This window comes from Paenibacillus sp. MMO-177 (assembly GCF_037147795.1).
Lineage (GTDB): Bacteria > Bacillota > Bacilli > Paenibacillales > Paenibacillaceae > Pristimantibacillus.
Map to the genome: position 1 here is coordinate 1,056,307 of NZ_JBBCUR010000001.1, position 13,626 is coordinate 1,069,932.

The 13,626-nt window shown below is 52.8% G+C and carries 13 protein-coding genes; 2 read left to right on the forward strand and 11 right to left on the reverse strand.

Annotated features, from left to right (window positions below):
- Positions 1-18 precede the first annotated feature (18 nt).
- The 6 genes from WFK81_RS04665 to WFK81_RS04690 form a co-directional block, all read right to left on the reverse strand.
- Positions 19-648 carry a DUF2306 domain-containing protein gene (locus tag WFK81_RS04665; RefSeq protein WP_336785260.1) on the reverse strand — a complete coding sequence of 210 codons (630 nt, stop codon included), beginning with the start codon at positions 646-648 and terminating at the stop codon, positions 19-21.
- Between the two features lie 39 nt (positions 649-687).
- A complete protein-coding gene (locus tag WFK81_RS04670) occupies positions 688-1,578 on the reverse strand; it encodes a DUF72 domain-containing protein (RefSeq protein ID WP_336785261.1) in 891 nt (296 codons plus the stop codon).
- A 698-nt stretch (positions 1,579-2,276) separates the two neighbouring features.
- Positions 2,277-3,446 (reverse strand): aminotransferase class I/II-fold pyridoxal phosphate-dependent enzyme, encoded by a 1,170-nt coding sequence (locus WFK81_RS04675; protein ID WP_336785262.1) that lies wholly within the window; start codon positions 3,444-3,446, stop codon positions 2,277-2,279.
- A 22-nt stretch (positions 3,447-3,468) separates the two neighbouring features.
- Positions 3,469-4,377 carry a D-alanine--D-alanine ligase gene (locus WFK81_RS04680; RefSeq protein WP_336785488.1) on the reverse strand — a complete coding sequence of 303 codons (909 nt, stop codon included), beginning with the start codon at positions 4,375-4,377 and terminating at the stop codon, positions 3,469-3,471.
- Between the two features lie 100 nt (positions 4,378-4,477).
- Positions 4,478-5,941 carry an aminotransferase-like domain-containing protein gene (locus WFK81_RS04685; RefSeq protein ID WP_336785263.1) on the reverse strand — a complete coding sequence of 488 codons (1,464 nt, stop codon included), beginning with the start codon at positions 5,939-5,941 and terminating at the stop codon, positions 4,478-4,480.
- A gap of 209 nt (positions 5,942-6,150) precedes the next feature.
- Positions 6,151-6,903, reverse strand: a complete 753-nt coding sequence (locus WFK81_RS04690) for an SDR family NAD(P)-dependent oxidoreductase (RefSeq protein ID WP_336785264.1) — start codon at positions 6,901-6,903, stop codon at positions 6,151-6,153.
- Positions 6,904-7,067: 164 nt separating this feature from the next.
- On the opposite strand from WFK81_RS04690, the gene WFK81_RS04695 reads away from it, so the two are divergent.
- Positions 7,068-7,712: a TetR/AcrR family transcriptional regulator gene (locus tag WFK81_RS04695; RefSeq protein ID WP_336785265.1), complete on the forward strand. Its 645-nt coding sequence runs from the start codon at positions 7,068-7,070 to the stop codon at positions 7,710-7,712.
- 103 nt (positions 7,713-7,815) lie between these two features.
- On the opposite strand, the gene WFK81_RS04700 is transcribed toward WFK81_RS04695, so the two are convergent.
- A complete protein-coding gene (locus WFK81_RS04700) occupies positions 7,816-9,432 on the reverse strand; it encodes an S-layer homology domain-containing protein (RefSeq protein WP_336785266.1) in 1,617 nt (538 codons plus the stop codon).
- 740 nt (positions 9,433-10,172) lie between these two features.
- Here WFK81_RS04700 and WFK81_RS04705 point away from each other — a divergent pair.
- Positions 10,173-10,811 (forward strand): M15 family metallopeptidase, encoded by a 639-nt coding sequence (locus WFK81_RS04705; protein WP_336785267.1) that lies wholly within the window; start codon positions 10,173-10,175, stop codon positions 10,809-10,811.
- 264 nt (positions 10,812-11,075) lie between these two features.
- On the opposite strand, the gene WFK81_RS04710 is transcribed toward WFK81_RS04705, so the two are convergent.
- The 4 genes from WFK81_RS04710 to WFK81_RS04725 form a co-directional block, all read right to left on the reverse strand.
- Positions 11,076-11,684 carry a polysaccharide deacetylase family protein gene (locus WFK81_RS04710; protein WP_336785268.1) on the reverse strand — a complete coding sequence of 203 codons (609 nt, stop codon included), beginning with the start codon at positions 11,682-11,684 and terminating at the stop codon, positions 11,076-11,078.
- A 117-nt stretch (positions 11,685-11,801) separates the two neighbouring features.
- Positions 11,802-12,284, reverse strand: coding sequence for an MEKHLA domain-containing protein (locus WFK81_RS04715; RefSeq protein WP_336785269.1), 483 nt, complete (start codon positions 12,282-12,284; stop codon positions 11,802-11,804).
- Positions 12,285-12,311: 27 nt separating this feature from the next.
- Positions 12,312-13,013 (reverse strand): HAD family hydrolase, encoded by a 702-nt coding sequence (locus WFK81_RS04720; RefSeq protein ID WP_336785270.1) that lies wholly within the window; start codon positions 13,011-13,013, stop codon positions 12,312-12,314.
- 95 nt (positions 13,014-13,108) lie between these two features.
- Positions 13,109-13,576 carry a heme-degrading domain-containing protein gene (locus WFK81_RS04725; RefSeq protein WP_336785271.1) on the reverse strand — a complete coding sequence of 156 codons (468 nt, stop codon included), beginning with the start codon at positions 13,574-13,576 and terminating at the stop codon, positions 13,109-13,111.
- Positions 13,577-13,626: the final 50 nt, after the last annotated feature.

Below are 13,626 nucleotides of genomic sequence, written 5' to 3' on the forward strand. Positions count from 1 at the left end.
CAAACCGGAACTGCGGTCTCAAGACAGTTCCTGTTTTATTTTGTTTGCTCGGATGACAACCTCTGCCAGCAAAAGCAGCAGCACAATCGTGCTGTAAATAGCGATCGTATAGCTCAGCGTATAATCCACCCCGATGCCATTGTGAAGAGCCGCTGTAATCAGATGGGTGAACAAATTGGTAAAGACAAAAACATAGCTTCGAATCATCCATTTCCTGTGCTCCGCGGCTTTTCCTTTTCGGATTTTCACAACCGCAATTACGGTAATAACAAGCCAGATCATATTAATAAAATTAAACGCAATGCTGTTCACTCTTCCGCCCGTAGACGATGGGGCCATGTAGCCGGACGTCAGATCAACGATTGCCACCGCCAGCACGTAAATATAGCCGATTAGTCGATGGAGCTTGGAGCTGCGCCTTCTTATCCGTCCGGAAAAGTTAATAAGTCCGGCAATCATGGCCGCGCAAGCCGCCGCAATATGGACATCCATAATGGCCAACCACAGCGACACATGCTTCAAGTCGGTCTTATGACGCAGGAAGCGGCTCGCTTCGGGATCGTAAATAAAGTTCATAAAGGTCGTATATCCGATAAAGCCGATAGAAACGGCAATCGTGAGGATATACAGCGTTCTTCTATTTTTCAAGGGCTGCCTCTTTCATGCTCTCTCTTATGGCTGGAGTAGTTAAAAAAGATCAAGCTGCTCGTATTGCGGCGGTTCCTCGCGCGGCTCCAGCGGATCCCGGCCGTCGGGCCTCAATTGTCCGAGCAGCGCCATCATCTGCTTCGCGTTATCCGCCGCATCGCCGCCGGAGTTATTGTTGAAGATCACGCAAATATGCTCGCTTTGCTGCTGCAGCAGCCGGAGATATTCCGCCCACTGCTGCAGCTCGTCCGAATTGTAGCGGTACAAATAACGGACATCCCGCCAATTCGGTGCCCCGCCTTGGTTCCAGCCGCTGGCGTTACGGCCGTGGAACCGGACAACCGTCATCGCGGCATCCGTTGCTTCTAGCACGGTCGGTATGGACCCCAAGCCCGCCTGCGGCTCATCGCATACGCTATGCATCCAGCCCTCCCGGCGCATGAAATCCAGCGTACGCTCCCGGTATTCCTCGGTGAACCAGCTCTGATGGCGGAACTCGAGCGCGACAGGGATCCCTTCCATCCGGCGCTTCGTTTCGCGCAGAATACGCACGTTGTCCCTGGTACAGTCGAACCATGGCGGGTACTGAAACAGAGCCGCTCTCAGGCGCCCCGCTTCCGTCACCGGCGCAATCGATTCGCGAAAGGCAGCAAACATGCTGTCCGGATCATTCGCAGCAGCCGCTGCCGCCGGACCGCGTTGATGTCCCGTCATCCCCTGGTACGCTTTGACGATAAAATGCAGCGACTCCGGCGTCTCCTCCGTCCACTTCGCGAACCTCTCAGGGGGCTGTATCGCGTAGAAGCTGCTGTCCACCTCGACTAGCGGGAAATGCTTCGCGTATTCCTTCAACCGGTCCTTTGCTTTTACGCTTGGACCGTACAGCGCGTCTTGGTCTCCCCAGCCGGCAAGGCCGATGTGAATGGGCATAGAATCACCAACTCTCCAACTAAACTATGTTTCTCCAACCTATCATACCTGCTCCGCATTCTGCAAATGACCGCTGCTACAGATGCAAATACAGGTTATTCCGGCTAACCAGCCCAAGAGGACTGATTCGCCGGAATAACCTGTTTGCTAGTGCACATAGATTGCGGCTGCATACGTCGGCAGCTTCCATTGCACGTTTTGCAGTATATTGCCGCATGTGCGCCGAAGGCCCGGGATATCCTGCCCAATATGCAGGATATCCCGTCCGAAACGGCCTAAATGAGCCCCATCGAGACCAATATACTGCATTCCGTACAGCATACGGTGCTCCAGAGTGCTACATCGGGCTCATATACTGCATTCCGTACAGCATACGGTGCTCCAGATCACCTTATCCGGCCGTATATGTTGCATTCTGTGCAGTATATGGCACTCTGGGCTTACACTAGTTTGCATTCTGCATTCTGCGAGGCATATGGCATCTGGAGACGCCAGCTTAGACGCATGCGATGATACGCGGTGGACCGGAGCGCGAAATCGAGCGCGTATGCTGTATTTGGTGCAGCATACACACCCAGCACAGGGTATACCCATTCCCAGTATGCTGCATCCCTTACAGCATCGTTGTGCATCTAAGCAAATACGCAAAACGGCAGGCTGGCAAATTGCCAGCCTGCCGCGAGAGAGGCTCAAAAACTTTACATCGCTGTCCGCATCCAGCGGCCGATGCGCTCCAGCGCCTCCGACAGATTCGATGCCGAAGAAGCATACGAGCAGCGGATAAAGCCTTCGCCGCCCCGGCCAAATACCGAGCCGGGCACTGCCGCTACCTTCGCTTCCTGCAGCAGCCGCGTAGCGAACTGCTCCGAGCCAAGCCCGGTCGCAGCGATGGACGGGAAAGCATAAAACGCTCCTTGCGGATCCCGGCAAGCAAGGCCAAGCTCGCTTAATCCTTTGACGAACATCCGCCGCCGCTGATTAAACGCCTCTATCATCTCATCCTTATCCTCCATGCAGTTCCGCAGGCATTCGATCGCCGCAACCTGGCCTACAATCGGCGCGCAGAGGGCGGTATACTGATGGATCTTGGTCATCGCCGCGATCAACTCCTGACCGCCGCATGCGTAGCCGACCCGCATTCCCGTCATGGCAAAAGCCTTGGAAAAGCCGCTGATCACCACCGTCCGATCCTTCATCCCCGGCAGGGATGCGAAACTGACATGCTTGCCTTCGTAAGTCAGCTCCGCATAGATCTCGTCGGACAATACGATGAGATTATGCTCCTCAACAAGCCTCGTAATAGGCAGCCAGTCCTCGTAGGACATGACCGCTCCGGTCGGATTGCTAGGGAAATTGACGAAGAGCACCTTGGAACGGGGGGTTATCGCCTGCCTGAGCGCATCCGCCGTCAGCTTGAACGACTGGGCCGCCGTCATCTCCAGTTCAACCGGCACCCCTCCGTTCAGCTTGCAAATCGGCGCATAAGCAATGTAACCGGGTACCGGAATAATCATTTCATCGCCGGGCTCAAGCAGCGCCCGCATCGCCAGGTCAATCGCCTCGCTGCCGCCTACCGTCACCAGCACTTCCTTGGCCGGTTCGTAGCTGACTCCAAAGCTTTTGTCCAAGTACGCTGCAATCTCCTCCCGAAGCTCCATAAGGCCTTCGTTAGGCGTATACATCGTCCGGCCCCGCTCGAGCGCCCGGATGCAGGCCTCTCTGGCCGCCTTGGGCGTTGCGAAGTCGGGTTCTCCGACCCCCAGCGAAATGATTTCCTTGTTTCCCTCAGCCGCGTTAAAAAACTTGCGAATGCCCGATGGGGGCAAATCGCGGACTAGCGGCGTCACCCATGTGCTCGTCGTCAACATGGTTAATCCTCTCCCTAGCCGATTATTTCTCTTTGCGTTCCTCTAGAGAATAATCGATGATGTAGTCAAGCAGCTCGTTGAACTTGATACCAGCCGCTTTGGCCGCCTTAGGCAGCAAGCTGTTCTTCGTCAGGCCCGGCAGCGTATTAGCTTCCAGAACGTACGGAACACCGTTCGCGATGATCATATCGATGCGCGCATACACACTGCATTTTAACGACTTATAGCAGCCAAGCGCAGACGCTTCGACGCGGGCCTGCACGTCGGCCGGCAATTCGATCACTTCTTCCGTCGCTCCGCCATCCTGGTACTTGGAATCGAAATCGAAAAACTCCGAGTTGGCTTTAATCGATACGATCGGAAGCAGCTTGCCGTTCAGCACGGCGCATGTGATTTCTTCCCCGCCAACGAATTGCTCGATCATTACGGAATCATCCCATTTCAGAGCTTCCGCTACCGCTTCCGCAATCTCATCCTGCGTTTTGACCAGACGCGTAGCAATACTGGAGCCGCCCGAGTTCGGCTTCACGACAACCGGCAGGCCAAGGCGCTCCACGTTTGCCGCGGCAAGCTCCTCCATGCTGGCGACGTTAATCCAATCGGCCGTCAGAATGCCGTCAAAGCGGATCAGCTTTTTCGCAAGCTCTTTATCCATGCTTACGCTGCTCGACAACACGCCGCAGCCGGAGTAAGGAATGCCCAGCGATTCCAGCGTGCCCTGCACCGTACCGTCTTCGCCGTATTTGCCGTGAAGAGCGAGCAGCGCAAAGTCGATACCGGCCGTTTTATCGATCAAGTCGCGTTTCGTGTTAATCTCGATCGGCACAACTTCGTATTTGCCGCGATCCAGATTCGCGATCATTTCTTGCCCCGTTAATAAAGAAATTTCTCTTTCGGACGAAATGCCGCCCATAATAACGCCGATTTTCATCATGTTGTTAATAAGCCTCCTGAAAATTTTGTGAGAGTTAAACTCAGATAAAATTTAACGAGCAATATTGCTCGAAAGCATATGCTTTGCTCCCTGCAAATTACTTCCCGAGCATAGCTTTCGCAGCGTCCCCGATCCTTTGGATCCCTATGACGATATTCTCGTCGGAGACGCGGGAGAAGCCTAGCCGCATCGTATGGCGGCCGCCGCCGTCCGTGTAGAAAATGTCGCCGGGAGTAAACAATACGCCCTGCTCCGTGCAGGCCTGCAGCAGCTCCCGTGTGGAGAAGCTCTCCTCGAACTCGACGAACAAATGAAGCCCGCCGTCGCCTGACAGCCTTTTCAGCGGCAGATACGTCTTGCAGCTCTCCACGGCCAGCTCGTATTTGCGCTTGTATTCCGCCTTCGCACGCTTCAGATATTTCTCGAAGTTGCCATTATGAAGATATTGATAGAGCAGCGATTGATCAAGAGTTGATGTATGAATGGTGCGCGCGCGTTTGACGCTTTCCAGATAGCCGATCAGCTCCTTATCCGCCAGAATCCATCCGACGCGTAGGCCGGGGAACAGAATTTTGGAGAAGCTGCCCAAATAAATCGTTCCGTTATTGCGGTTGCCGCCGTAAGCGAGCAGAGGGGCCACATGAGCACCTGAATAACGAAGCTCTTCATTAAAGCCGTCCTCGATAATCGGAATCCGGCGGTCGTTCAGCATCCGCACCGTTTCCGCCCGTTTCTCGTGGGACATCACGATCCCCGTCGGGTTATGGTACGAAGGAACAAGATAGGCGAGGTCGAATTGCTGCCCGCCAAGCTTCTCTTCCAGCTGTTCTAGGCTAATGCCGTCAGGCTCCATATCTACGCCCGTAATGGCGAATTGGTGCATCTTTAAATTTTTTATTGCGGTATGATGAGTCGGGTTCTCGCATAACGCGTGTCCGCTGCGCTTTCCAAGCGCCGACAGGACAAGGTCGAACCCTTCCGTAAAACCGTTTGTAACGAGCATATCCTTCCCGGCCAGATCGACTCCTTTGTTCTCCATGTAACGCATCAGGAATTCGATCAGCGGCTTATACCCCTTGGCGTAGCCGTAATTCAGAATAATGTTGCCTTCCAGCGACATCCGGTCGAGGAATGCGCGCTTCACATTTTGCAGGTCAAACAGCTTTTCGTCCGGAGCGATGCTGGTAAAAGAAATAGCCCCCCGCTTCGCGCGAATGCCATGCTTCATCAGATCATGCTCTTCCGCCGCGCGGGCCAGATCATTAATCCGCTCGCTCCAGTCAAGCTGCTTGCCGGTGCCTTCTTCCGCCGCAACGCCGCCCGCCGATTGCGCAACGAAGTTGCCTTTTCCTTTTACCGCATATATAAATCCTTCATCCACCAGATCCGCATAAGCGGTCACGATGGTGTTGCGGCCAACATTCATCAAGAGGCTTAACTCTCGCGTGGACGGGAGTTTCTGATTCGCCTGCAGCGCGCCCGTTATCATCAGCCGTTTCATATAATCCTTGACCTGCATCGATACCGGCCGGTCGCTTGCGAATTGAATATCAGAATACACCCTGTCACCTCCAAAGAATTGCTGCCGCTCTCTGGCGGCAATTCTTGCTTCGTAAGCATAAACTTAAAGAATTGCTGCCGCTCTCTGGCGGCTATTCTTACTTCGTAAGCATAATCTTATCATGGCATAAAATAGCTCAAAGCAAAAGAACCACGCCGGGCGTCTTTCGCCTTCAGCGTGGTTCTTTGATATAATCCGCTCTATTTTCCTTACTTCGCGGTCACACCGCCGTCGACCGGCAATTCGATACCCGTCAGGTAGGACGCGTCATCCGACGCGAGGAACAGGACCGCCTTCGCAACCTCAACCGCTTGTCCAACGCGCGGCAATGCGGTCTGGGAAAGGAACCACGCGAGCATTTGCTCGTTGCCCACGAATTCCTTGCTCATCGGCGTCTCGATAAAGCCCGGATGGACGGAGTTAACGCGGATATTGTCCTTGCCGTAATCTACGGCAGCAGCCTTGCTCAGCATGCGAACAGCGCCTTTCGATGCGGTATATGCGCCAGCGCCTTGGCTGCCGGTAAGGCCGGCGATCGACGAGATATTTACAATCGAACCGCCGTTATTTTTCTGCATATGAGGAACAACGTGCTTCATCCCGAGAAACACGCTAGATAAGTTAATATTCATGACTTTGTCCCATTGCTCGACCGTGGTATCCAGCATGCCTACCGCAAACGAAATACCGGCATTGTTGACGAGAATATCGATTCGGCCATAAGTCTCTACCGCCGCCGCGACAACGCTCGTCCACTGCTCCTCGGACGCGACATTATGCGCGATAGCCATTGCAACGCCGCCTTCCGCCTCAATCTCCTTCACGACGGCCAACACCGCTGCTTCATTAATGTCGGTGGCGACCACCTTTGCGCCTTCGCGGGCGAACAATAGCGCTTCTTCCCGGCCCATGCCGCTTCCCGCGCCTGTAATGATAGCTACTTTATCTGCTAGACGACTCATGGATCATCTCTCCCCGAATAATAAAATGATAGTGTGTATATCACTATGATATAAACTATATCATCATGTTCGGCGATGCGCAATGCTTCTTGCCTAGAAGGAGTTGGCATCGTTATAATACCCATATATTTGATGGCTGCTTAGCCAATGAAAGGTAACGACAAATGGATCCTAAAGAACGGTACGAGAAAGAACGGAGCGACGGCAAACAGCAGAGGCTGCTGGCGATTCTAGAGGCGGCCGAGCAAGAGTTTATCCGCCGGGGCATCGAGAAAACAACCATGCAGCATATCGCGGACGCTGCCAATATCGGCATCGCTACGCTGTTTCGGTATTTTCCGAAGAAGGAGAAGCTGATCGTTGCGGTGGCGACCAAGCTGCTGCAGCCGATTCATGACGCCTTCATGGCGACCGCCGCCCTGCCGCTGACTTGTCTGGACAAGCTGGAACGGCTATTCGACTTCCTAATCGAGGAGCATAACCGCGCTAGCGCCAAATTTATGGTCGACTTCGACAGCTATGCTGCCCACTCTCAGGAGCCGGTCGAGGACATGGAGACGTTTGTGGCCTTGCATCGGCGGATCTCGTTGCATTTTGCCGCCATTGTGCAGTCCGGCGTCGAGGATCGTTCGATCCGCCCGGATCTGCAGATCAAAGAAACGTTGACGACGATCATGAACACCTTTGGCCATTTTTCGCGGCAGTTGTCGCTGCAAAACAACATTCTGCTGTTCGAATCGGATCTCGAATCAAGGCCGCAGCTGCTTATCCTCAAAGGGATGTTCCTGGAATACGTAAAGAACCGGTAATGCAATCGCCCCAAAACAAAAAGAACGCTTGCCCGCACGACGGTGCGGGAAGCGTTCTTTTTATTGTTAATCGAGTAAATAAATAAGAGCATGAATCCATAACCTAATTAAAATTTAACCCATAGAACCTTTCGGCATTGCTAAGACTGGCGTAAATATCGGTGCTGGCTCCTCCCATGAACCAATAGGCAAGGCCGGCCAGATTATAATCCATAGCTTTTTTGTATTTGGCGGCAAGGGAGCGTCCATCCTCGATCCAGAGCTGATGCTTAAGGCCGTTAAGCTGATACGAAGCCGTATATTGCGAAACCGATGCATCCCATGCCGGAAGCAGCGAACGGTTGCGGACGATGTTATTCTGCTCAATGAGCGTCAATTCCGCAGCCGTTACCTTTCCGGTCTTATCCGTGACCCAGTCCTGATTGTAATAAGGCAGTGCCAAAATGACCTTGCTCGCGGGCACTTCCTTGAGGATCTCGGTGATGGCATAGTCCACAAAGGGCAGCGAAGCGACTGAGCCTGCAATTGGACTGGTGCTCCAATGCTCGTCGTAAGCCATCAATACCATGTAGTCGGCCGAAGCTCCAAGCGCCTGATAATCGAACGCTTCGGTCCAGTCACTGCCAAGGTCGGGCGATACACATACCGATACAACGGCGCCAATCTTGTGCAGCTTCGCGCTAAGCTCGCTAATAAATGCGGTCATGTAGGCACGGTCTTCGGGTGCGACATTTTCAAAATCAATGTTAAGTCCTTTCAGCCCGTACTTCTGCACATAGCCCGTAAGCTGATCGACCACTTTACCGCGGTACGTCACATTGGACAAGCTCTGATGCGTCACTTCCTGGCTTGAGCGATTGCCGACCATCGCCCAAATTTGTCTTTTGTTTTTACTTGCCCAGTTCACCAGGGACTGATCCGTATAGTCCGCCACAACTCCAGCCGGGTCGAAGAAATACCAACGCGGAGATAACGTCGTTACGTTTGCTTGAAGAACCGACTGCTCATATTGGGCTGTCGTTTGGCCGTATTGCCAGCCAAGCTGTATGCGCGTAGAAGACTGCAATTTCGCAAGCGCGGAAGCCCATTTTATATTTTGAAGCGCGCGGTCAATGACGGCTGCTGTTTCCTGCCTGGTCATCCCGTCTGCCGGATGAAATTTACGGTTGGCATCTCCGGCCATTAGGTTAAGCGCAAGCGCCGCGCCAACCGCATTATCTGCCCAATCCGCGATCTCGCCAGCGTCCGCGAAAAACGAGGTATCGCCGGATACGCCGGACTGCTTGAAGGCGCGCACAAGCATAACCGCCGCTTCCTGCCTCGTTACAGGCTTCGACGGTTCAAAGGTATGTGCGCTTGTCCCATCCACCAGGCCGACCTGGACGGCAGCCGTAACCGCATCGTAATACCAGTCTGTTTGCTTCATATCCTTAAACGGACTGATCTCGCCGTGAACGGTCTTAATCCCGAGTACGCGGTCGAGGATCGTAATGAATTCCGCCCGGGTAACGGGTTGTTTGGGCGAGAAGGTTCTAGCGGAAGTACCCGATAATATTTGTTTGTCGTATAAGCGAATGATAGAGTCTTTTGCAAAGCTGCCCGCAATATCGTCAAAAGGCTGCTTGTCCGCGCTGGCTGCATCAACGGTTGGAACGATTCCCATTAGGCAGGACAATGCTGCAGCTCCCGCGACCCATCTCTTAAACTTGGTGGCAATCAAGAGAATGTCCTCCCAAAAAGAATGATCACGCAAACAGCCAGACTAGGCTTTCCGTGATGTTTCTTTGTAATAGATAAAGGTCATGATTCTCTAATGGTAACAAAGTTCCGGCGAGGGTTCATCGGCAAGAAAATGGCAATCGGCTTCCGGTGCAGCCGTAATTCCGGTACAAGCGTCATAGAGCTGCATTTATAATTGGTCAATTGCCTCAGGAACAAACACCCAAGCACCCCGGTGAAAATCGTCATAAGTTATAGAGTATTCAAGACGAAGGAGGTGCATTTGTAATGTCCGGTTTCGTTGGTGGTGCTAACTCTACAGGTTTCATCCTGGTGCTCTTTATACTGTTGGTGATCATTATTTGCGGTTGTGGCTTTGGTAAATTTTATTAATCCCTAGCTTAATTGCACGAATCATCCCGGCAGCATACGAAGCATAATCAGCAAGCAAAAGGCCCATTTCGATGGGCCTTTTGTGCGTTTTATGGAGGAAGGGGCTTATCGAACGGAACATGCCTTATACCGGCTAGCCCATGAGGGAAACCTCAATCGTGGCACCGCCTGTCTGGCGGGACATGCCTGGGCTGCAGTCCCCTACCCCGGACGGGGGCAAGCGAATGTCGAACTATGCTACAATAGGACAATCCGAGTGTTTAGAAGCTTACATAATTGCGCATGCTAATAGAGAGATTCATAGATTTAGAGAGAGAAAACGAACAGCTGGAGAGGAGAAGTTAAGAAATGCCCGAACCTTTGGCAAGGCAGAATACGAGCGTTGGCCCAATAGGCCAGCCGTATGTCAGGCCGGAACAGAAGCAGAAGAGAAGCCGGGTTATGACCTCGCTTGTGTTGGTCGCGATTATTGTGATGGGCTGGAGATGGATTCAATCGGTTCAGGATCATCCCGCGCCTGCCCGGGATCAGGCACCGGCAAAAAGCACGGCAATATCCGGCCTTAACCCAATTGTTGCAGCGAAAGCTGATGAGCTTGTGGCCCAGACCGGCAGGCTGGGTATCAAAATTATGATTACCGACGATTTCCGCTCAAGCGAAGAGCAGAACGCCCTTTATAAGAAAGGCCGGTCCGAGCCGGGACAAGTGGTCACTAATGTCAAAGGCGGCGCCTCTTACCATAACTACGGCCTCGCGGTCGATTTCGCGCTGGTCAAGCCCGATGGCGACGTGATCTGGGATATGAAATATGACGGCAACGGCAACGGGAAATCCGATTGGATGGAAGTCGTCTCGGCAGCCAAGAAGCTTGGTTTTGCCTGGGGCGGAGACTGGACAAGCTTCAAGGACTACCCCCACCTTCAAATGGACTTTGGCTACTCGATAAAAGATTTGCAGAGCGGCAAACGTCCGCCTGCAGCCGAATAAAAGACATGGCCCTGCGCTGAATAGTCAGCGCAGGGCCATGTTCTTTATATGCTTAACGATGCCTCGCATCGTTAAGCCTCCCGAGTATTGCCTTTTTAACTACCTTAACGATACGGCGTATCGTAAGCTATGCGATTTTGGCGCTTTACCCGCCTTTTCGCAGGTTTTTCACATGCTTAACGATGTCGTGCATCGTTAAGCCTCCCTCGTATTGCCCCTTTAACCGCCTTAACGATGCCTCGCATCGTTAAGCTTCTCGCCCCACTACTCTGCCAAACGAAGCAGTTCGCTTACGGTTACCAGCTTGTACCCGCTTGCCGTCAGCTCCTTCGTCAGCACGCGCACCGCTTCTACCGACTGCGAACGGTCGCCGAACCCGTCATGGAAAATCAAGATACCGCCATTACGCACTGCTTTGCGCGTAGCATCGAGGATATGGTCAACGCCCGGCATATCCCAATCCTTCGCATCCATGTTCAATGCTCCGATAGACGGATAGCCTTCGCGTTCAAGCATGGCATGCACTCTCTCGTCTCCCGCCAGATATGGCAGGCGCATCGTTGCAGCCCGCGTTCCCGTCACTTGCTTGATAAGCTCCTCTGTCCGCGAGAGCTCGCTCTCGAACTCTTGATCCGACAGCTCGGTCATATTGGGATGCGTATACGAATGGTTGCCGATCTCATGCCCCTGCTCATGGACAAGCCTCGCCACCTCCGGATGAGCAGCGATTTGCTCGCCGATCATATAGAAGGTTGCTTTCCCTCCGGCTTCAGCGAAGATCTCCAGCAGCTCCGGGGTGTATATCGGATTGGGTCCGTCATCAAACGTAAAAGCAACAGCCTTAATGGAAGTATTAACGGATTGAATTAACATAATGACTTAGGCTCATCTCCTGTCGGTTAATCTCTTCCCAGTATAAATCTCTTTCTAGCAGCTTGTAACTAGATAAATGACGGGACAAGCCGTAACAATTAAAGGTTCGCAAAAAAACTACAAGTACTTATAATCCAGGAAAGTCGCCGCCTGCCCTCTGTAAATCCCCTGCTCATCCACCAGATTCCACACCGTAGCGTTAACGATGTAAAATCTCCGTCCCGTTCTGGAGATCCGGATACCGGTATAGTTATCGACAAAACCGTTTGCCGTAACCTGCGTAAAAAACCGGTCCCGCTCCGCGCGTTCCATCGGCTCTGCCGTAAGTCGAGAAGGCGTGCTCGTGAGCTGCTCCCACGTCATCTCCCATAGCCCCAGAGCCATTCGGTTGCCGTAATTCAGTACCGGATCGCTCTCCGTCCCATGCGACAGTATCACTCTCGGAGCCGTAAACAACAGCTCCTCCAGCCCCTTCTCCTTACCGTGCTCGCCGGGCACCAATTCCTGCCCTGTCCATTTCCTGTAGCTGTCTACGAGCAGCTTGTTATGCTCGTAAGTTGCACCCACGCCCACGCCTACGCCTGTCAGCGGCTTATCCATCTTGATCCTCCTAAAAGCATCTGCTTGTTATCTCGCTTCGTTTTTCTTACTCTGCAGCAGCCATTGTTCAGCCGCTTTTAAATCATGGCAAATATAATCCGGCTCGAGCCCTTGCGGCTGCCGTTTATTCAGCCGGTTAAGCCAGATGGTCTGAATCCCAAGCCTGCTTGCTCCGACGACATCACTGCTATAGGAGTCGCCAATATGCACAATCTCCGAAGGTTTGAGACCGCAGCGCTTCATGCCCTCAAGGAACAATTCCGGACGCGGCTTATAAGCCCGCACATCCTCGCTCGTCACGATGTCCGTCACTTTTATCCCATGAAAAACAGCCGCTGCCGCAATATCAGCCGTATCGATATTGGATAAAATGTAAATCGGAAGATGACTGAAAGTCGAGAGAAAAGGCAACGTGTCCTCATACAATTCCGGCTTCACCCAATGCTCAAACTGCCTGCCGATAAGCTGCTCCGCCGAACAATCCGACTGGAAATGCGCCAGCGTCTCGGCAAGAGACAGAAGCGCCAGCTCCCGCTGCGGCTTAAACCGTTCTCCGAAGCTGGCATCAAACAAGCCCGACAACGTTTTCCACCAATATTGACCGATCTCGCCCGGCTCGCAAGAGGTCTCCATGCTTGCCAGGATCTGATCGTAAATCGGCGGTAAAATATCGTCGTCTTCATGCACAAGCGTCCCGTAAAAATCAAGAAAAATAGCTTTTCCCCTCATCCGGACTATCTCCTTTCAACCGCAGGCAAACCTAAAAAACACCTCCATACCTAATCTGCACGATTAAAGCGGAGGTGCCTTGTCATAACGATGTCCTATTCCTTCTTCAAAAACTTGCGGATGCCGTCTACCGCCGCTTGATGGTCTTCTTCACCCGTCAGACCGGATACGGTAATCGTGCCGACTTTGCCTTGGCCGCGGACGATAATCGGGAATGAACCGCCTTCGCCCTGATAATCGGACAACGGCAGACCCGAGCTTTCCGGGAACGTTGTCCCTTTGTCACGGAACATCTCGCCAACATATAAAGAGCTGTGGCCAAAATGGTTCACAACATTTTTTTTCGTATTCACCCAATAAATATTGTCCTTGGAGGTACCCGCCATATAGTGGGTATAGAGCGGATGCTCATCGTTCTCGATATGTACGGCAATCCCTTTGCCGATCGCATCCTTCGCATGCTGTACCACGATATTGCCTAATTGCAGCGCGTCCTCATTGGTGAAAGAATCGAACTGAAGCTCCTCTTCCTGAGCAAGCAATGTTTTCATCAAATCGTTCATAGCTCTATCTCTCCCTGCATCCGAATCCTAGCAAACCCATCTTACTATAA